This is a genomic window from uncultured Cellulomonas sp. (genome assembly GCF_947494015.1).
Classification (GTDB): Bacteria; Actinomycetota; Actinomycetes; order Actinomycetales; family Cellulomonadaceae; genus Pengzhenrongella.
Genome location: NZ_CANLTL010000001.1, coordinates 184,111 through 202,901 on the forward strand (window position 1 = coordinate 184,111; position 18,791 = coordinate 202,901).

General features: G+C 74.9%; 13 protein-coding genes, 1 tRNA gene and 1 other RNA gene. 8 read left to right on the plus strand and 7 right to left on the minus strand.

Annotated features, from left to right (window positions below; translation table 11 throughout):
* Positions 1-165: 165 nt before the first annotated feature.
* An RNA gene (gene ffs, locus Q0840_RS00805) (signal recognition particle sRNA small type) lies at positions 166-262 on the minus strand.
* Between the two features lie 133 nt (positions 263-395).
* Here ffs and Q0840_RS00810 point away from each other — a divergent pair.
* The 3 genes from Q0840_RS00810 to Q0840_RS00820 all read left to right on the plus strand — a co-directional run bounded on the left by Q0840_RS00810 (position 396) and on the right by Q0840_RS00820 (position 3,216).
* Positions 396-480: transfer RNA gene (locus tag Q0840_RS00810), tRNA-Ser, on the plus strand.
* 304 nt (positions 481-784) lie between these two features.
* Positions 785-2,932, plus strand: a complete 2,148-nt coding sequence (locus tag Q0840_RS00815) for a DEAD/DEAH box helicase (RefSeq protein ID WP_298454915.1) — start codon at positions 785-787, stop codon at positions 2,930-2,932.
* Between the two features lie 32 nt (positions 2,933-2,964).
* Positions 2,965-3,216 (plus strand): toxin-antitoxin system YwqK family antitoxin, encoded by a 252-nt coding sequence (locus Q0840_RS00820; RefSeq protein ID WP_298454917.1) that lies wholly within the window; start codon positions 2,965-2,967, stop codon positions 3,214-3,216.
* A gap of 188 nt (positions 3,217-3,404) precedes the next feature.
* On the opposite strand, the gene Q0840_RS19005 is transcribed toward Q0840_RS00820, so the two are convergent.
* On the minus strand, positions 3,405-6,983 hold the full coding sequence (locus Q0840_RS19005; protein ID WP_367183051.1) for an S-layer homology domain-containing protein: 3,579 nt from the start codon (positions 6,981-6,983) through the stop codon (positions 3,405-3,407).
* Positions 6,984-7,256: 273 nt separating this feature from the next.
* Complete coding sequence (locus Q0840_RS00835; RefSeq protein WP_298454919.1) at positions 7,257-8,723, minus strand: MFS transporter; 1,467 nt, start codon at positions 8,721-8,723, stop codon at positions 7,257-7,259.
* Between the two features lie 156 nt (positions 8,724-8,879).
* On the opposite strand from Q0840_RS00835, the gene Q0840_RS00840 reads away from it, so the two are divergent.
* The 3 genes from Q0840_RS00840 to Q0840_RS00850 all read left to right on the plus strand — a co-directional run bounded on the left by Q0840_RS00840 (position 8,880) and on the right by Q0840_RS00850 (position 12,319).
* Positions 8,880-9,560 carry a TetR/AcrR family transcriptional regulator gene (locus Q0840_RS00840; protein ID WP_298454920.1) on the plus strand — a complete coding sequence of 227 codons (681 nt, stop codon included), beginning with the start codon at positions 8,880-8,882 and terminating at the stop codon, positions 9,558-9,560.
* A gap of 123 nt (positions 9,561-9,683) precedes the next feature.
* On the plus strand, positions 9,684-10,649 hold the full coding sequence (locus tag Q0840_RS00845) for an ABC transporter ATP-binding protein (protein ID WP_298454922.1): 966 nt from the start codon (positions 9,684-9,686) through the stop codon (positions 10,647-10,649).
* Positions 10,646-12,319: an ABC transporter permease gene (locus tag Q0840_RS00850; protein WP_298454924.1), complete on the plus strand. Its 1,674-nt coding sequence runs from the start codon at positions 10,646-10,648 to the stop codon at positions 12,317-12,319. The genes Q0840_RS00845 and Q0840_RS00850 overlap by 4 nt, the downstream gene beginning before the upstream one ends.
* A 67-nt stretch (positions 12,320-12,386) precedes the next feature.
* On the opposite strand, the gene Q0840_RS00855 is transcribed toward Q0840_RS00850, so the two are convergent.
* The gene (locus tag Q0840_RS00855; RefSeq protein ID WP_298454927.1) at positions 12,387-13,055 is read right to left on the minus strand and encodes a hypothetical protein; all 669 of its coding nucleotides are present in this window, start codon (positions 13,053-13,055) and stop codon (positions 12,387-12,389) included.
* Between the two features lie 246 nt (positions 13,056-13,301).
* On the opposite strand from Q0840_RS00855, the gene Q0840_RS00860 reads away from it, so the two are divergent.
* Positions 13,302-13,745: a hypothetical protein gene (locus tag Q0840_RS00860; RefSeq protein WP_298454930.1), complete on the plus strand. Its 444-nt coding sequence runs from the start codon at positions 13,302-13,304 to the stop codon at positions 13,743-13,745.
* A 124-nt stretch (positions 13,746-13,869) separates the two neighbouring features.
* Here Q0840_RS00860 and Q0840_RS00865 read toward each other — a convergent pair whose 3' ends face one another.
* From Q0840_RS00865 to Q0840_RS00875, 3 genes are all read right to left on the minus strand, one after another.
* Positions 13,870-14,634: an SRPBCC family protein gene (locus tag Q0840_RS00865; protein ID WP_298454932.1), complete on the minus strand. Its 765-nt coding sequence runs from the start codon at positions 14,632-14,634 to the stop codon at positions 13,870-13,872.
* A 169-nt stretch (positions 14,635-14,803) separates the two neighbouring features.
* The gene (locus Q0840_RS00870) at positions 14,804-16,315 is read right to left on the minus strand and encodes a diguanylate cyclase (protein ID WP_298454935.1); all 1,512 of its coding nucleotides are present in this window, start codon (positions 16,313-16,315) and stop codon (positions 14,804-14,806) included.
* 202 nt (positions 16,316-16,517) lie between these two features.
* Entirely contained in the window at positions 16,518-17,207 is a 690-nt protein-coding gene (locus tag Q0840_RS00875) for a DUF2993 domain-containing protein (RefSeq protein WP_298454938.1), read from the minus strand.
* 203 nt (positions 17,208-17,410) lie between these two features.
* On the opposite strand from Q0840_RS00875, the gene Q0840_RS00880 reads away from it, so the two are divergent.
* Entirely contained in the window at positions 17,411-18,757 is a 1,347-nt protein-coding gene (locus tag Q0840_RS00880) for an ABC transporter substrate-binding protein (RefSeq protein ID WP_298454941.1), read from the plus strand.
* Positions 18,758-18,791: the final 34 nt, after the last annotated feature.

The window sequence follows — 18,791 nt, forward strand, 5'->3', positions numbered from 1 at the left end:
CAGGCTGGCCCCGCGGGCCGGGCCGCCACATCGCCCCCGAGCACGGTCTGGGCCCCCCGCCCGGTACGACCGGGGTCGCGGCGTCGTCCACCCTGAGTCGTAGGCGGTCGTCGGCGGACCCCGGGAGAACCCGGAGGGCGGCCCGCGTCCGGACGGTCCCGGGCATGGCAGGACCCCCCGCACACCCGCCAGAGCTCACCTGCCCTTGCTGCCTTCCGGCCCTGGGGGAGTTCAGCGAGATGACGCCGCACGAGGGGTCTGCCGCGAGCCTAACCCAGCGCGGCGCGCCTCCTCCAACCCGGCGGCGGACCCGGCTGCCCCACCGGGTGGGCGGCGACCGGTGCTCAGCGTCACGTTCGGCAGCACGGCGTGGCTCCGGTATCCTCGTCCGGCCGGGAGGATTCGCCTAGTGGCCTATGGCGCACGCTTGGAAAGCGTGTTGGGTGAGAGCCCTCGGGGGTTCGAATCCCCCATCCTCCGCTCCGGTTGCACGACGATGGGCCCGTGATCTGCAGGGATGTAGGTCACGGGCCCTCGACCGGGCTCTGCCAGGGCAGCCCTGCGCCGGATGTGGACGCAGCGCGAGCGCTGATGGTCGACGAGGTGCGCACCGCGTCGGCGACACCGCACGACCGGTGCTCGGCCCCACGTGCCGACGCCGACCGGGAGTCCGGCACCCGAGCCGTCGGCACGGGGCCCGACGGCGGTGCGCCGCCGACCGCACCGGGTCGGGCACGGCACCGTGCACCGCGACCGCGGTGCGTGGGTGCGAGAAGGAGGAGATGTGGCACGAGCAGGCCGACGCCGGTCCGGTGGCGCGCGCACCGAGCGGAGCGCCGGGCACCGCCGTCCCCCGCGTCCCTCCGAGAAGGGGCTCATCCCGGTGCTCGCCGAGGTCGCCCGTGAGGTCGACAGCGCCGTGCAGCGACCGGGGACGCGTCCGGCCGTGCGCACCAAGTTCCAGGTCGTGGCCCTGCTCGTGCGCGAGGAGCGCGCCCGGGTGATGGCCGAGGCCGGCACCACCGACGCCGAGCGGGCCAAGCAGCTCAAGCGGCTGGACGGGGTCGCGACGATGCTGGCGCGGACCGCGGCGCGGGACACCTCGCTGCTCGCGCTGCTCGCCGAGGACGCCCGGGTGACCGACTCGGCGCGTGCCTTCAAGGCGACGGTGATGCGCGCGGGTGGCCTCGAGCCGCCCGAGGAGCCCGAGCCCACCCCGCCGGCCACCCCGCCGCCGGGCGCCGACACCCGGGTGGTGCCCCGCTCGGTCATCGCGCGCCAGCTCGCGAACCCGTTCCTCGCACCGGACTTCGAGGCCGCGGCGGAGCGGATGCCGGCGCGCACCGGCCGCCTGGCCGGCTGGGAGCTGCTCGAACCGCTCTTCCGGTCCTTCGAGTACGCCGGCGCGGGTGCGCCGGCGTGCATGGAGCTGCCCGAGCCGCGCTCGGTGCCCGCGCTCCGCGACCGCGACCTGATGCCGCACCAGGCCCGGCTCGTCGCGGCCGCGGCCGGCGGTCACCGCACGTTCCTGCTCGCCGACGAGCCCGGGCTGGGCAAGACCGCCCAGGCGCTGCTCGCCGCCCAGGCGGCCGACGCCTACCCGCTGCTGGTCGTCGCACCGAACGTCGTCAAGGCCAACTGGGCGCACGAGGTGCACCTGTGGACGCCGCAGCGCAGGTCCACGGTCGTGCACGGCGACGGGGAGCGGGTCGACGGGTTCGCCGACGTCGTGATCGTGAACTACGAGCTGCTCGACCGGCACGTCGGCTGGCTCGGCGACCTGGGCTTCCGCGGCATGGTGGTCGACGAGGCCCACTTCATCAAGAACAAGAGCTCGCAGCGCTCGCAGCACGTGCTCGCGCTGTCCCAGCGGATCCGCGAGCGTGCCGCCCGGCCGCTGCTCATGGCCCTCACGGGGACCCCGCTGATCAACGACATCGAGGACTTCCGCGCCATCTGGCAGCTCCTCGGCTGGATCGACGACACCGCGCCGCTCGGTCCGCTGCAGGCCGCGCTGGAGGAGACCGGCCTCACCCCGGCCGACCCCGGGTTCTACGCCGCCGCGCGGGCCAGCGTGATCGATCTGGGCATCGTGCGCCGACGCAAGGTGGACGTGGTCGCGGACATCCCCGCCCGCCGGGTGGCGGACCTGCCGGTCGAGCTCGACGGCGCAGCCGGCCGGTCGATCCGCGCCGCCGAGGCGGCGCTGTCGCGCCGGCTGGTGGAGCGGTACCGGTCCGCCCTGGAGTTCCGCGCGGGCGACGCGGTCGTGGACGGGATCGACGAGGCACTCGTGCGCCGGGTGGCGGCGGCCGAGCTCAAGGACTCCTCGTCGCCGGCCGGTGGCGAGAACGTGTTCACGCTGGTCCGGCGGATCGGCCAGGCCAAGGCCGGGCTGGCCGCCGACTACGCCGCACAGCTGGCCCGCAACGTCGGCAAGGTCGTCTTCTTCGCCAAGCACCTCGACGTGATGGACGAGGCCGAGCAGACCTTCGCCGACCGTGGCATCCGGTACGTCTCGATCCGCGGCGACCAGACCGCCAAGGCCCGCGAGAAGAGCATCACCGCGTTCACCGAGGACCCGGACGTGTCCATCGCGGTGTGCTCGCTGATGGCCGCGGGCGTCGGGCTGAACCTGCAGGTCGCGTCCAACCTGGTGCTCGCGGAGCTGTCGTGGACCGACGCCGAGCAGACCCAGGCGATCGACCGGATCCACCGCATCGGCCAGTCGGAGCCCGTCACCGCGTGGCGGATCATCGCCGCCCAGACCATCGACGCCCGGATCGCCGAGCTGATCGACAGCAAGTCGGGGCTCGCCGCCCGGGCGCTGGACGGCGCGGACGACGAGGACGTCCCGTCCTCGGCGTCGGTGCAGCTCGAGGCCCTGGTACGCCAGCTCACCGATGCGCTCGCCGCGGAGGGCGTGGGCTGAGACCGGCCGGCGCTCGCACCTACCCTGGTGGGATGAGCTCCGATCCGGTCTCGCAGGGCAAGCGCACCGAGGTCGTGGACGGGGTGACGATCACATACCACGCCAACGGGCAGACGGTCTGGTCCCGCGGCCGGGTGGAGAACGGCCAGCCCGCGGGGTACTGGGAGTGGTACCGGATCGACGGGACGCTCAAGCGGTCCGGCACGTTCGACGCCGGCACGCCGGTCGGTTCGTGGACCACGTACGACTCCCAGGGTGAGCCGTACAAGACGACCCAGCGGTAGCCGCGTCGTCGGTGTGGTCGCGCGCCCAGCCCGCGTCGCGTCGCCGGGGCCGCCTGCACGACGGCGACGCGGCCCGGGCACCGACGAGGCGACCGGCCGGTAGGCGTGCTCCTCACCGGCCGGCCGCCTCGCTCGTCGCACCGGGCCGTCGACCTCCGTCAGCCCGACCTCCGTCAGCCCGACCTCCGTCAGCCCTGCGTGCCCGCCCCGCCGGTGGCCGGGCGCACCAGGTCGTCGTACCGGTGCAGGAACGCCGCCATCGCCTGCCGGGTCACCGGCCGCGTGATCCCGTAGACCTCGCCGTCGTACCCGCGGGCGATGCCGCCGGCCTCGACCCACGCGATCGCCTCCGCGAACGCGTTGTCCGGGTGCACGTCGGAGAACGACGAGCCGGCCGCGACCGCCGGCTCACCGGCCAGCCGGTACAGGAACGCCGCCGTCGCCTGCCGCGAGACCGGCGCGGTCCCCCGGAAGGTGCCGTCGCCGTAGCCGGTCGCGTAGCCGGTCTGCGCCATCCACTCGATCTGCGTGTAGAACGGGTGCTCGGGATCGACGTCCGGGAAGGTCTGGACCCCGGCCTCCGGCTCCCAGTCCGCCCCCGCGTACCGGTACAGGAACGCCGCCATCGCCTGCCGCGACATCGCCGACGCCGGGTAGAAGAACACCTGGTCACCGACCGGCGTGCCGTTCGACAGGCCGGTGTCCGCGAGCCAGCGGATGTCGGCGTAGAACGCCTGCCCCGGCACGACGTCGACGAAGTCGGGTCCCTGCACCGGCCCCGGGACCGGCTCGCCCGGCTCGGCCGGGGTCGTGTAGTCCAGGGCCGGTGCCGGCGGCGTCGTCATGCCCACGCCGATGAAGTACGAGGGGTGCGGAGGCTGGTTGTAGGCCGTGTTCTGGCCGGCCACCGCCACCCGGTACTGCGAGTCGGACAGCAGGGTCCGCAGCCGCACGTCCGTGGGGTCCACCGTCGTCGCGACGCGCAGTGCGGTCGAGTCGTCGGTGCGGGTCACGAGCTCCTCGCGCCAGTCACCGAGCAGGTCGGCCTGCAGCGACGGGTTCCCCTTGGTGTCGTTGTTCGACAGCGTGCCGGTCGCCCGGTACAGCTCGACCGACTCGGCCGCCTCCGGGTCCCACTCGGAGATGATCGGGACGCCCGTACGGGTCGCCTCGTCGAAGTCGTGGTCGCCGATCTCGCGCAGCAGGTCGCCGTCCCACCAGGTCACGAAGTTGGCGGCCGGGATGCTGGTGGAGATCAGCTCCCCGGACGCCGACCGCAGCTCGCCGGTCGGGGAGTTCCAGGCGGCGTCCCCGCCGACCGCCCACCACTCCGCACCCGGGTGACCGGGGTCGATGTCGCCGGCCGCCGCGCGGCCGGTGTCCCGGGTCGCGGGGATGGCGGACAGCACCTCGCCGGACCGGGCGTCGCGGAAGGTCGCACCCCGGCTGCCCGAGCGCGCCATGTCCTCGTGGGCCGCGACGACCTCGAGACCTGCCCGGGACGGGTCGAAGTCGGACACGTGCAGGGCGTCGCCGTGCCCGAGGCCGGTGTTGTCCAGGACGTCGCCGTCGTCGTCGATCGTCATGGACCCGAAGACGATCTCGTCCTTCTGGTCCCCGTCGACGTCGGCCACCGAGAACTGGTGGTTGCCCTGGCCCTCGTACTGGTCTCCGGCCTCGTCGCTGTCGAACACCCAGCGCTCGGTGAGGTTCTCCCCGTCCCAGTCCCACGCCGCGACGACCGCGCGGGTGTAGTAGCCGCGGGAGAAGATCGCGCTCGGGTGCTCCCCGTCGAGGTACGCCGTCCCGGCGAGGAAGCGGTCGACGCGGTTGCCGTAGGTGTCCCCCCAGGCGCCGACGTCACCGCGCGCCGGCACGTAGTCGACCGTGTCCAGGGCGGCGCCGGTCGCGCCGTCGAAGACGGTGAGGAGCTCCGGGCCCGCCAGCACGTAGCCGTCGGTGTTGCGGTGGTCGGCGTCGGCGTCGCCGATCACCGTGCCGGCGCCGTCGGTGGTGCCGTCGGCGGTCTTCATCATGACCTCGGCCCGGCCGTCGCCGTCGTAGTCGAAGACCTGGAACTGGGTGTAGTGCGCCCCGGCCCGGATGTTGCGTCCGAGGTCGACCCGCCACAGCCGGGTGCCGTCCAGCTCGTACGCGTCGACGTAGACGGTGCCGGTGTAGCCGGGGCGGGAGTTGTCCTGGGAGTTGGTGGGGTCCCACTTCAGGACGATCTCCAGCTCGCCGTCGCCGTCGACGTCACCGACGGACGCGTCGTTCGCGCGGTACTCGTAGGTCTCGTCCGTGGGCGTCGTCCCGCCGGCGGGCTTGTCCAGCGGGACGTCGAGCGTCTGCTGGTCCCACACGCCGAAGCTGTCGGTGGCCCACCGCTCGACCCCGTCGACGACGGCGCTCACCCGGTACGCCGCATCGGCGTCGCCCTGCGCGTCCACGAGGTTCGTGCTGCCGGTCACGGGTGCGTCGGTGATCCGCTGCCCGTCCCGGTACACGTGGAAGGCCAGCCCCAGCGGGTCGTCACCGAGCAGGCGCCACCCGAGGTAGACGCCGCCGTCCGTCGCGACGGCGACCGGCGCGCGGTCGAGGCGCTCGGCCTGCCGCTGCAGGACGACGGACCGGTCGAGCTGGACGCCCGGGGCCAGCGCCGAGCGGCCACCGACGCCGACGGCCGCGACCCGGTAGACGTGGTCGGCCGTGGCGCCCGCACCCGGGTCGGTCCACGTGGTGCCGTCCGTGCGCGTCACCCGCACCGGCTCACGTCCCGGCCCGGCGCGGAGGACGTCGTAGGCCACCGCCCCGTCCACCGCCGCCCAGGACACCCGGGCCCCGCCGTCGGTCCAGGCGGCAGCCAGGCCGGTCGGCACCGCCGGCGCGGGCACCGCCGGGTCGACGACCTGCACGGTGAGCGGCTCGGACGGCCGGCTCTCCCGGCCCGAGGCCCGCACGGCGGCGACGGTGTACGTGTACCCGTCGGCGAGCTGGACGTCGGTGTCGGTCCACCGCGGGGCGTCGGCGGCCGGCACGTCGGCGACCAGCGTCGCGGCCCCGCCCGCGGTGCCCCGGTACACGTGGTAGGACGCCGCGCCGTCGACCGCCGGCCACGACAGCGTCGTCGACGACGTGCCGGCACCCGCGGCGACCGTCGCGGTCACGGCGGGGGCGTCGAGCGGGGTCAGCACCTCGATCGCGTTCAGACGGATCGAGGAGCCCGCCGCGACGACCGTCAGCCGACCGTCCGTCACCTGCACGCCCTCGAGCGTCCGGACGTCGATGTTCCCCGACCCCGGCCCGCGCGGGGCGACCGTGGTCCCGTTCACCGTGAAGCCCTGGTTGGACGACGCGATCAGGTCGCCGGAGCGCAGGACGACGGTGTAGGTCCCGTCGGGCACCTGCGCGACGAACGTGCTGCCCGCGCCGGGCAGCACGAAGTCGCGGTCGGCGACGTCGCCGTCACCGCCGCGGTCCCGGCACGCGTTCACGGCGAACGGCTCCACGAAGCCGAACCCGGCCTCGTCGGTGTAGGCCGTGGTGGGCAGGACGGGCGTCCAGCCGGCCGCCACGGGGTTCCCCTCGCACTGGAAGTCGAACAGGTGGTCGGTCAGCGGCTCGGCGGCGAGCGCCGGCAGGCCGGACCCGGCGGCCAGCGCGGCGGCGAGCGCACCGGCTCCGGCCAGGCGCGCGGGCCGACCGCCCCCTGCGGCGCCACGGCCCCGGGGTCGTCGGGAGGGGTACAGGGACTGGTGCACGGACACCGGGCATCACCATGGTCTCGTCGTCGAGTCCGCTGCCCCGGGAGCGTTCCGGCCGGCCGTCGGCGTCGTCGCCGTCAGCGCGAGTGACGCCCGGGGCGTCGGTTAGGTGAAACGTTTCTATCCGACATCCCCGCTGTGACCCAGCGGGTCTCGCATCATGGAATGCGCTCTCCCAGGACGCGTCGGGTCGCCGTCATCGACCGCGGGGCCCCAGCCATGGCGGGCTCGCACGCCGGCACGGGCGCCGGCGGGGCGCCGCGGCAGCCGCGGCACTCACCGCGTCGAGAGCTCGCCGGCGGTCAGCTGGGCGGCCGGCTCGGGCGCGGTCGTGCGGGCGTAGGAGGCCGACAGCGCGCGGTACTGCGGGCTGGCCAGGGCCACCACGGTCGCGACGAGGCCGAGCAGCCCGGTGACCACGAACACCAGCGCGATCGCCCGGGCCTGCCCGGTGCCGAACCACCCCCCGATCGCGACCGCGCCCGCGCCGTCGTCGGTCATGAACGGGACCACCACGAACTGCGTGAGCGGGCCGATGAGGAACGCCGTGAGCGGGGCGGCGGACTGCTCGACGCTCTGCGCGAAGCCGAACACCCGGCCCTGCCGCTCGTAGGGCACCACCCGCTGCAGCACCGTCTGCTCGGCCGCCTCCGCGAAGGGCATCACCAGCATGAACACCGCCATGGCGACCGTGAGCGTCACCACCGAGGACGCGAGCGGGAAGATCATCGTCGCGGTCCAGGCCGCGGCGTTGACCAGCAGCAGGACCCGGACCGGTCGGCTGCCCAGGCCGACGCGCGCGACCAGCAGCCCGCCGACGATCATCACCGCGCTCAGCCCGCCCCACAGCAGACCCCACACCTGCACCGAGACCAGCGACAGCCCGTACGCGTCCATCAGCGCCATGAACGCGCCGCCGATGAAGTTGTTGAAGCAGCTGAACGCGATCAGCGCGACCAGGCCCGGCACGCCGCGGACCAGACGCCACGTCCCGCGCAGGTCGACCCCTCCCTGCCCGGCGGCCGGGTTCGGCGCCGCCGCGCCGTCGGGCTCGGCAGCCGGCTCGGCGCCCGGCTCCACCGCCGCCTCGGCGACCGTGACGACGCGCGTCTCGGGGACGTCCACCCGCGCCAGGTGCACCATCGAGGCCGCCAGCACGACCAGGGCCAGCACGATCACGACGAGCATGCCGCCGGCCGCGACGAGCACCCCGCTGATCACCGAGGTCACCAGCATCGAGGCGCCCGTGACGGTGCCCACCAGCCCGTTGGCCCGGTCCCGGCGGTCCGCCGGGACCAGCAGCGTGACCAGGGTGGGCAGGGCGATGGTGCGCGGGTTGCCGGCGATCACGCCGGTCATCAGCAGGACGACGAACACCCACAGCCACCAGGACCCGACGTCGGCGAACACGCCGTCGGGCGCCAGCAGGTAGATCGCCAGGCACACGCCGTAGACGGCGATCGATGCCAGCGCCGACCCCTGCATCACCGCCTGCTTGTGGTGGTTGTCGACCAGGCTGCCGAACGGGATCCCGGTCACCGCGATCGCCACCACGAAGATGCCCGCGATCATCCCGGTGGCGAAGACCGACCGCGTCTCCAGGAACACCCAGAACGTCACCGCGAACCAGACGGTGTAGTTGATGACCGCGACGACGGCGTTGTTGGCGAGCAGGTGGGCGAACACCCGCTGGGTGCCGTGTCGCAGGTCCAGTCGGGGCGAGGGGGTGTCGGTGGTCGGCACGGCCGGCTCCAGTCCGTCGACGCGGGTCCGCCGCCGCGGCGTCGCGGGGGCGGATCGGGATGACGACGGGCTGACCGCGGCGCCGTCCGGAAGTCATCGGCGGACCCCGGCACCGCCCCTTGCCGACGGACTGAACACGCGTATAGCGTCCTGTACATGCGTTCAGGGCACGCGCCGCGCGGGGTCTCCGCCGACGACCTGACCACCCGCGCCCGGATCCGCGACGCCGCCGTGCTGCGGTTCGGCCGGGACGGCTTCGGGACGCCGCTGCGGGCGATCGCGACCGACGCGGCGGTCAGCGCCGGGCTGGTCATCCACCACTTCGGCACCAAGGAGCGGCTGCGGGAGGCGTGCGACGAGCACGTCCTGGACCAGATCAGGCACGCCAAGCAGGACAACCTCGGGGAGGCGTCCGGGGGGCGGTTCCTGGAGTACCTGGCGACCGCGGAGCAGTTCGCGCCGGTCTTCGCCTACGTGCTGCGCTCGCTGCAGCACGGCGGGCCGCTGGCCGCGACCTTCGTCGACCACATGGTGCGCGACGCCGTCGACTACCTCGCCGAGGGGGTCGCGGCCGGGGTGATCGTCCCCAGCCGGGACGAGCCGGCCCGGGCGCGCTACCTCGTGCTGTCCTCGCTGGGGGCCGGACTGCTGGCGATGACGGTGGACCCGCCGCGGGACCCCACGGACCTGGCCGCGATGATGCGCCGCCACGTCGACGCGATCACCCTGCCCGCCCTGGAGCTGTACACCGAGGGCTTCCTCACCACCCGCCGGATGCTCGACGAGTACCTGCTGTACGTGTCCGACCCGCCCCCGGCCGGCGAGCACGCACCCTGACCCGTCGCCGCCCCGGCGACGTCCCCGCCCCGGCGACGTCCGCGCCCCGGCGACGTCCGCGCCCCGGCGCCACCACAGCAGCACCCCGCAGCGCTCTGCACCACCCGGTGAACGAGGACCGACATGACCACCAGCACCCCGGGCGCACCCGCACCCGCCATCGACATCCACGGCCTGCGCAAGTCGTTCGGCAGCGTCCGGGCCCTCGACGGCCTCGACCTGACCGTCCACGCCGGCGAGGTGGCCGGCTTCCTGGGCCCCAACGGTGCCGGCAAGTCCACCACCATCCGGGTCCTGCTCGGGCTGCTGCGCGCGGACGCCGGCAGCGTGCGCCTGCTCGGCGGCGACCCGTGGGCCGACGCCGTCGACCTGCACCGCCGGCTCGCCTACGTGCCCGGCGACGTGAGCCTGTGGCCGAACCTCACCGGCGGCGAGGCGATCGACCTGCTGACCCGGCTGCGCGGCCCCGTCGACCCCCGGCGCAAGGCCGAGGGGCTCGAGCGCTTCGACCTCGACCCCACCAAGAAGGCGCGCACCCTGTCCAAGGGCAACCGGCAGAAGGTCGCGCTCGTCGCCGCCTTCGCCTCCGACGTGGAGCTGCTGGTGCTGGACGAGCCCACCTCGGGCCTGGACCCGCTGATGGAGGCCGTCTTCACCGAGTACCTGCGCGACCTCAAGGCCGAGGGCCGCTCGGCCCTGCTGAGCAGCCACATCCTGCACGAGGTCGAGAAGGTGTGCGACACCGTGACGATCATCCGCGCGGGCCGCTCGGTGGAGTCCGGCACGCTGGCCGAGCTGCGACACCTGACGCGCTCCACCGTCGACGCCGTCGTCGTCGGTGACCCCGGCGGGATCGCGCGGGTCCCCGGCGTGCACGACGTCGTCGCGGAGCCCGACCGCGCGGGCACCCGGGTGCGGTTCGACGTCGACGACGACCGGATGGGCGCCGTGCTGACCGCGCTCGGGTCGCTGGGGGTGCACCGGTTCACCGCGACGCCGCCGTCGCTCGAGGAGCTGTTCATGCGCCACTACGGCGACGTGCCGGCCGAGGGCGGGCGGCGTCCCGTCCAGGCGGCAGGTGCGCGATGAGCGCCACCGCCACCGCACCGCGGCGGGAGGTGGCCCGGCCCGACGCCGCCCGCGACCGGGTGCTGCACCTGACCGGCACCGGTCCCCTGCTGCGGTTCGTGCTGCGTCGCGACCGCGTCCGGCTCGGGGTCTGGACCGGCTCGGTGGTCGGGCTGCACGTGTACTTCGTGGGAGCGCTGTCCGCGCTGTACACCACGGCCGAGGAGCGGCAGTCGCGCGCGGCGATCATGGACACGCCGGTGAGCACGATCATGGGCGGTCCCGGCTACGGCCTGGACGACTACACCATCGGCGCGATGCTCTCCAACGAGCTCATCGGCTGGGTCGCGATCGCGATGGCGCTGCTGAACGTCCTGGGCGTGGTGCGCAACACGCGCGCCGAGGAGGAGTCCGGCCGCGCCGACCTCGTGCGGGCCGGGGTCGTCGGGCGCCACGCGCCGGCCGCGGCCGCCTTCACGGCCGTGGTCCTCGCCGACGTGGTCATCGGCGCAGGCAGCGCGGTGGTCATGATCGGCGGCGGCCTGGCGGTGGCGGACTCCCTTGCCGTCGGGGCGGCGACCGCGCTCGTCGGCGTGGTCTTCGCCGCCGTGGGGGTCGTCGTCGCCCAGCTCAGCGCGACCGCGCGCGGCGCGAACGGGCTGGGCGTGGCGGTGCTCGGAGCCGCCTACGCGGCGCGCGCCGCCGGCGACGTGCAGCGCGCGCACGGGTCGTGGCTGTCCTGGACCTCGCCGATCGGCTGGGCGCAGCAGCTGCGCGCGTTCGTGGACCTGCGGTGGTGGCCGCTGGGCCTGCACCTCGCGCTGGCCGCCGTGCTGCTCGCGGTCGGCGTCTCGCTCGCCTCACGCCGCGACGTCGCCGCCGGACTGGTCGCCCCCCGCCCCGGACCGGCCGACGCCGCACCCGCCCTGCGGTCCCCGGCCGCCCTGGCCTGGCGCCAGCAGCGCGCGACGCTCGGGTGGTGGACCCTCGGCCTCGGGCTCATGTGGACGGCGAGCGGCACCTACATCTCGGGCGTCGAGGACATGCTCGCCGAGGTGTCCCGCACCAACCCCGACCTGCTGCTGCTCTTCGGCGGCCGCGACCAGCTCGTCGGCGGCTTCATCGCCGTGATGGTGCTGTTCGGGATGCTGCTCGCCGCGGGCTACGGCATCGCCGCGGTGCTGCGCGCCCGCGGCGAGGAGTCCGCCGGCCGGCTCGAGCCCGTGCTCGCGCTGCCGGTGTCCCGGACGAGGTGGCTCGGCGCCCAGCTGGGGGTCGCGGCGCTCGGCACCCTGGTGCTGGCACTCACCACGGGCGCGACCGTCTGGCTGGGGGCCACCCTCGTCGGCATCACCGACCCCGACCTCGGCACCTACCTCGGTGCGGTGCTGGCCTACGTCCCCGGGCTCGCGGCATACCTCGGCCTGACGGCCGCGCTCTACGCCTGGGCACCCCGGGTGGCGGCACCGGTGCCGTGGGCACTGCTGGCGCTGGCCTTCGTCGTCGGCGTGTTCGGTCCGCTGCTCGACCTGCCCGACGCCGTCGCGGCCGTCGACCCCTTCCACGCCGTGCCGCGCCTCCCTGTGGAGGAGGCGAGCGCCGGTCCGCTGCTCGCACTCGCCGCGGTCGGCGCGGCCCTGTGGGCGCTCGCGTTCGCGGGCTTCCGGCGGCGCGACCTGACGGGGGCCTGACCGGGACCGGGTCGGTCGCCGGAGCCGGGCGCGGGGCGACCCACCCGGCGCGGCGGCTGTCCCGGCGTCACGGGGTCGTCGCCGTCGTCGCCGCGACCGGCCCGCGGGCCGCGAGGACCGCCAGGACGGCACCGGCCGGCAGCGTCCAGCCGAGACCGAGCATGGCGAGCAGACCGGCCGGGATGCTCGGCGCGAGCCCCGCCGGCAGCGCGAGCACGACCATCGCCGCGACTGCGCCCAGCCCGCCGGCTCCGCTGAGCCAGGCGAACCAGCGGGGGACCGCGCCGCGCGCGCCCGCGACCGCGGTCCCCAGCATCATCGCCGCCGTGGCCGGCAGCACGAGCCTCGCCGCCTCCCACCCCGAGGTGATCAGCACGCCGGCCGTGGCCGCGTCCCCCGCGTCGACGGCGACGCCCGCGGCGAGGTTGGTCCGGGCGAGGTCGACCATGAACAGCGCCGCCGCCACCGCCCCGCCGCCGGCGAGCGCCGCCGGCCACTGCGGTCCCTGGGCCGCGCGCAACCGGTCCCACAGGACCGCCGCGAACACGAGCATGCCCAGGGCCGCCAGGAGGTCCAGGGCCGCGCTCGGGCCGGCACGCTCGACGTCCACGGCGAGATGGCCGAGCAGCCGCTCCCCCGGCTGCGCGGGGTTGGCGCCGACCGAGGTGGGGGCGTAGAGCTCGCCGCCGACCACCATCGCCACCAGGGCCAGCAGCCCGCTGAGCGGGACGGCCACGTCCAGCCATCGGCCCGGGCGGCGAGCGGCAAGGAGCGGGCGACGATCCGTCGACACAGAGGCCATCTGTCCGTCCAGGGTGGTGGAGGGGCCGGGGACGCCGTCGGACGGCGCTCTGCACGTACTGTGCCCGGCGACCCGCCGTCCCGCAGGCGAACGGCAGCCCCGCATGCGAACGGCGGCCCCGCAGGCGAACGGCGGCCCGGGCCGACGGCGAGGCGCCTCGGGCCGACGTAGCCTCACCCCGTGGCCACGTTCTCCTCCGTTCACCGACAGCACGTCCTGCAGGCGATCGCCGAGCACGACGCCCGGGGCGCCGGGGAGTTCCTCGACGTGTACGGCTTCACGCCGTCGCCGGAGTACGCGCTGCTCCACGACGACCGCTCCTACGACGCGACGGCGATCCTCGGTGTCGCCCACCGGTACGCCACCGGACGGCTCGCGACACCGGACGAGTTCGGCGCCGGTCCCGCGGCGACCGTGGCGCTGCTGCGTCGCCGCGGCTTCGAGGTGACCGAGCCGGCCGCGGCGCGCGTGGCACGGCCGCCGGCCGCCAGGACCCGCACCGCGGCGGCGCGCACCGCCACGCCTCGCCGTGCGGCCCCCGCGACCGTGGAGCGGCCGGTCGCCATCTGCCCGACGTGCTCGATGACCCTGCCGGCCACCGGCGTGTGCGACACCTGCGGCTGACGACACCTGCCGCTGACGACGTCTGCCGCTGACGACACCCGCGGCGAGGGGCACGGCCCGATGACGCACGCCGGCTCGTGACCCCGGGTGGAGGTCACGAGCCGGCGGCGGCGTCGGTGGACGGTCAGATCTGGTTGGCCTCGTCGCCGGGGACGGCGCCCGTCTCGCTGACCGGCAGCGCGTCCGTCCCGCCGGCCGGCGGCACGACGGTCTCGGTCACCACCGCGTCGACGACGACGGTGTCGACCGGTGCCGTCTCGCTGACCGCGACGTCCTCGGTGGAGTCCTCGCCGTGGCTGCGCGCGGCGGCGACCGCACCGGCCGCGGCCGCGGCCAGCCCGACGCCGGCGGCGACCGCCGCCTTGGAGACGCCGGCCTTGCCCGAGTCCCCCTCGGACGCGGCGGCGTCCTGGACGCCGGGGTGCGTGCCGGCGCCCGGGTTCACGGTCCCCTGCCACGACCCGGTCGGGGTCCCCTGCGACTCGATGAAGGACTTGAACCGCTCCAGGTCACCCTCGGCCTGCTTCTCGACGACGTTCAGCTTGTCGCCGACCGTCTCCACCACGCCCTCGGGTTCGTACTCGAGGTGCAGGTGCACGTGCGTCTGGCCGGCACCGGCCGGCTCGAACGTCACCGAGCCGGCGTTGGTCGCCCCGGACGTCGCCGCCCAGGACACCGTGCGGTCGGGGACCTGCTCGAGGACCTTCGCCTCCCACTGGCGCTTGACCCCGGCGATCTCGGCGACCCACTCCAGGCGGTCGTCGGACAGCTGCGTCACGCTGGTGACGCCGCTCATGAACTGGGGGAAGCTCTCGAACTGGGTCCACTGCGCGTACGCGACGCTCACGGGCACGTCGACGATGGTGGACTTCTCGACCTTGGTCGTCATGGTCTGTCGAACCTCCTGCGGGGGCGCGGGCCCCTCGTCATGGGTGCCGGCTGCCGCAGGTGAGCGGCGCCCGGACGGTCGCCTCGACCGTAGGTGCCGCCGGACGGACCCGCGACCGCAGGGCCCGGCCTCCGGCGCAGCGGCCGCTGCGCCACGTCCTGCGGGACGGTCAGGCGGCCACGGGCGCGCTGACCACGGCGTCGCGTCCGCCGGCCTTGGCCGCGTACAGCGCCGCATCGGCGAGCCGCAGCAGGTGCTCGGGGTCCTCGTCGGCGGGCCGGGTGGCCACGCCTGCGCTGATGGTGACGCCCACCTCACCTCGCGGCGTGCGGACGCGGATCGCCGCGCACCGGGCACGCACGTCCTCGGCCCGCCGCTCGGCCACCCGCATGGAGGCGCCCGGCAGGAGCAGCACGAACTCCTCGCCACCGAAGCGCGCCACGGTGTCGCCGTCCCGGACGCTCTCGGCGAGGACGCGGGCCACCTCGACCAGGACCCGGTCACCGACCGCGTGCCCGTGCTCGTCGTTGACCCGCTTGAAGTGGTCGACGTCCACCATGACGGCGCTGACCGGCGTCACCCCGGCGCCGGTGCCGGTGAGCACCCCCTCGAGGTAGCGGCGGTTGTGCAGCCCGGTCAGCCCGTCGCGCATCGCCTGCTCGGCGAGCTCGGTGCGCAGCCGTTCGAGCTCGGTGACGTCGCGCAGGACCACCACCGAGCCGACCCCGCGGCCGCCGTCGGCGGACATCGTGGTGACCCGGACGTCCAGGACCGTGCCCGACGCCGTGGTCAGCACGGTGCCGGTGACCGCGGTCAAGGCCGGCCGCAGCTCGGCCGCGACCACGTCACCCCAGTCCGCCCCGACCACGCGGGACCCGGCCCCACCGCCCGACTCCCGCACGAGCCGGCGCGCCGCCAGGTTCGCGTCCAGCACGCGGCCGCGCGGGTCGACGACCACGACGGCGTCGGCGATGGCTTCGAGGACCTGACGGGTCGAGACGGGGACGACGCCGTCCAGGTGCCCGTAGCGCTCGACCCACCACCACAGGACCGCACTGGCCAGGAAGAAGACGGGCGTCAGGTGCAGCGTCTGCGCGTTCACGGCGAGCACGTGCGTGCCGACGTTGCCGGCGAACGGCAGGGCCGCCCCGGTCAGGACGATCGCGTGCACGTGCCGGTGCCCGGGGACGGCGTGCAGCATGGCCCGGAAGACCGCTCCCAGGCCGCGCAGCAGCAGCCCGTAGCTGTAGGCGGTGTGCACCCAGAACAGCGGCCCCACCGAGATCACGTCGTCGTCGCCGGTCAGCGGCCGCAGGAACAGGTGGTGCCAGGGGTCGGTCGCCAGCACCACGAGGAGCACGCAGGGGTGCACGGCGAGCAGCAGGCAGGTCCGGCGGGACAGCGCCGCGCCGTGGCCCGCGAGCACCATGAAGTACCAGAACGACGCACCGCTGACGACGGCCGCGCCCGGGAACACCGCGTACTCGAGGACGACCCGCAGCGCGAGCGTGTCGGCGACGCCGAGCAGGGCGCGCGCGGCGGCCCACTGCGCCGCACCGACGAGCATGAGCGCCAACGGCAGCGCGAGCGGAGAGGTGCGGCGTCGGCGCAGCACGAGGCCGCTGGTCGCGACGGCGACCACGGCGGCGAGCAGCGAGACGGTCTCGACGAAGCTGGGCACGGTGGGCCTCTCGACGGTGTGCCGTCCCGATCGGGCCCGCGGGGGCGGGGTTGAGCACCGGCCGCGCGACGTACCGCCAGGTGGATGACGACCGCGGCACCCCACGAGCCGATCGGCCGCATCCGCCCCGCCCTGGTCCGGCTGGCGCTGGGCCGGCTGGCGCTGGTCCGGCTGGCGCTGGGCCGGCTGACGCTGGGCCGGGCTACGGCGCGAGCACCACGTCCTCGCCCCGCAGCGTCGCGCGCAGGCCGTCGTCGCGGACCCGGACGTCCTGCAGGACGAGACCCTCGGGCAGGCCCTCGACGCGCTCCTCGATCGTCACCAGCCGGCGCGCGACCGCCGCGAGACCGCGGGACAGCGGCGCCGGACCGCCGAGGTCGATCTCCGTCGGCACGATCGCGAGCTGCCCGTCCACCACCTCGATCGTCCCCGTCGCGGCCACCTGCAGTCGGCGCCCGGCCACCTCGACGGTGCGCACGAGGGTCGCCCCGGCGCCGTCGTCCGCGCGTCGCAGCGTCGTCCGACCGCCGATCTGCGCGGCGACGACCTCGAACGGCACCGTGACGTCCACGGCGAGCACCCCCGCGGTCAGCCCGTCGGCACCGGCCAGCGCGTCGTCCCCGACCGCGTGCACGTCGTGCAGCAGCGCGTCGGGCGTCGCGAGCAGCTGCGCGTCGAGCGTGAAGTCCCCCAGCCAGGTCTCCCCCGGCGCGACGTCGGACGGCGGCCGGCCGCCGCCTGCCGTGAGCGGACCGGACGCCGACGGCCGCGCGACCCCCGCGCCCGGCACGGGGTCGGTGATCCACCACAGCACCCCGGCCGTCACCAGGAACAGCGCGACCAGGGTGATCCCCGCGCCGACCAGCCCGTCCCGCACGCGTCGTCGCTCCATGGCTGCAGTCTGCCCGCGGCCCGCCGGCGCGACATCCGGCATACGCTCGGTGCGCACCACCGGGACGCCAGGACCGCGACGAGGCGATCCGCCGTCCCGCAGCCAGGCGCGCACGACGCCTGCACCACGCGCCCCACGCCCACCGGCGGCCTGGGCAGCGCCCGCACGGACCGGCCGGCCGCACCACCCCCGGGGGAGACACCATGCGCACCACACCATCCGTCCCAGGGCGGGCGACGACGTCCCGCCGTCCGCTCACGGCCGCCGCCGGGATGCTCGTGGCCGGCTCGCTCGTCCTGACCGCGTGCGCCCAGGACCCCGGCGGCTCCGCGGACGACGGCGACGGCGGCTCCGACGGGGACGTCGAGATCCGCTTCACCTGGTGGGGCGCCGACGCGCGTGCCCAGATCACCGAGCAGGTCGTCGAGCGGTTCGAGGAGGCCAACCCCGGCATCGACGTCGAGACGGAGTGGAGCACCTGGGACGGGTACTGGGACAAGCTCGCGACCAGCGCCGCCGCCGGGGACATGCCCGACGTGGTGCAGATGGACGAGAGCCAGATCAACGCCTACGGCTCCCAGGGGTCGCTGCTGGACCTGGAGTCCCAGCCCGACGCGCTGGACGTCAGCACCATCGAGCCCGAGGTGCTGCTGACCGGGGAGGTCGACGGCACGATCGTCGGTGCCCCCGTCGGCATCGCCCTGTACTCGGTGGGGGTCAACCCCGACCTGCTCGAGCGTGCCGGGGTCGAGATGCCGGACGACACCACCTGGACCTGGGACGACTTCGTGGAGAAGGCGACCGCGGTGAGCGACGCGCTCGGCGACGAGGGGATCACCGGGATGGACTTCTTCGGCATGGACTCGGCCGAGATCGGCGCCTACGCGCGGCAGCACGGCGAGCAGGTCTTCCCCCGTGAGGACGAGGAGCCGGTCAGCGAGGAGACCCTGGTCGAGTTCTTCGAGCTCGCCCTGCGGATGCAGGAGACGGGCGCCACCCCGCAGCCGTCCCTGCAGACCGAGACGATCGTCGCGGCGATCGAGCAGAGCCCGTTCGGCACCAACACGTCGGCGTTCCACCTGCAGTTCCACACCCAGATCCAGGCCTTCGTCGACGCCAGCGGCACCGAGCTGCAGCTGCTGCGGCTGCCGGCGGTCGAGCCCGGCGAGCCGCACATGGTCAACAAGGCGTCGATGTACTGGTCCGTCGCCGAGACGACCGAGCACCCGGAGGCGGCCGCGAAGCTGGTCGACTTCATGCTCAACGACGAGGAGGCGGCCCTGCTGCTCGGGGTGGAGCGCGGGGTCCCCGGGATCCCGGCGATCCAGGAGGTGATCCGGCCCGAGCTCAGCCCGACCGGGACGATGGCGCTCGACTTCGCCGCCGAGATGCAGGAGGAGGTCGTCGAGCCGCCCCAGGTCACGCCGAGCGAGGCGTCGAGCTTCGACGGCGAGATGGGGCGGATCGGCAGCGAGGTGCTGTTCGGCTCGATGACGCCCGAGCAGGCAGCTCAGGCCGTGCTCGACGTCATCGCGGCGTACGAGGACTGACCGGGCGGGGCGACCGCGGGCGGCGCCCCCGGGG

What these genes read in the sequence shown, in the direction of transcription:
- Q0840_RS00845 (WP_298454922.1), top strand. Translation starts at nt 9,684, where the DNA reads ATGACCACCAGCACCCCGGGCGCACCCGCACCCGCCATCGACATCCAC.
- Q0840_RS00850 (WP_298454924.1), top strand. Translation starts at nt 10,646, where the DNA reads ATGAGCGCCACCGCCACCGCACCGCGGCGGGAGGTGGCCCGGCCCGAC.
- Q0840_RS00820 (WP_298454917.1), top strand. Translation starts at nt 2,965, where the DNA reads ATGAGCTCCGATCCGGTCTCGCAGGGCAAGCGCACCGAGGTCGTGGAC.
- Q0840_RS00840 (WP_298454920.1), top strand. Translation starts at nt 8,880, where the DNA reads ATGCGTTCAGGGCACGCGCCGCGCGGGGTCTCCGCCGACGACCTGACC.
- Q0840_RS00865 (WP_298454932.1), bottom strand. Translation starts at nt 14,634, where the DNA reads ATGACGACCAAGGTCGAGAAGTCCACCATCGTCGACGTGCCCGTGAGC.
- Q0840_RS00880 (WP_298454941.1), top strand. Translation starts at nt 17,411, where the DNA reads ATGCGCACCACACCATCCGTCCCAGGGCGGGCGACGACGTCCCGCCGT.
- Q0840_RS00875 (WP_298454938.1), bottom strand. Translation starts at nt 17,207, where the DNA reads ATGGAGCGACGACGCGTGCGGGACGGGCTGGTCGGCGCGGGGATCACC.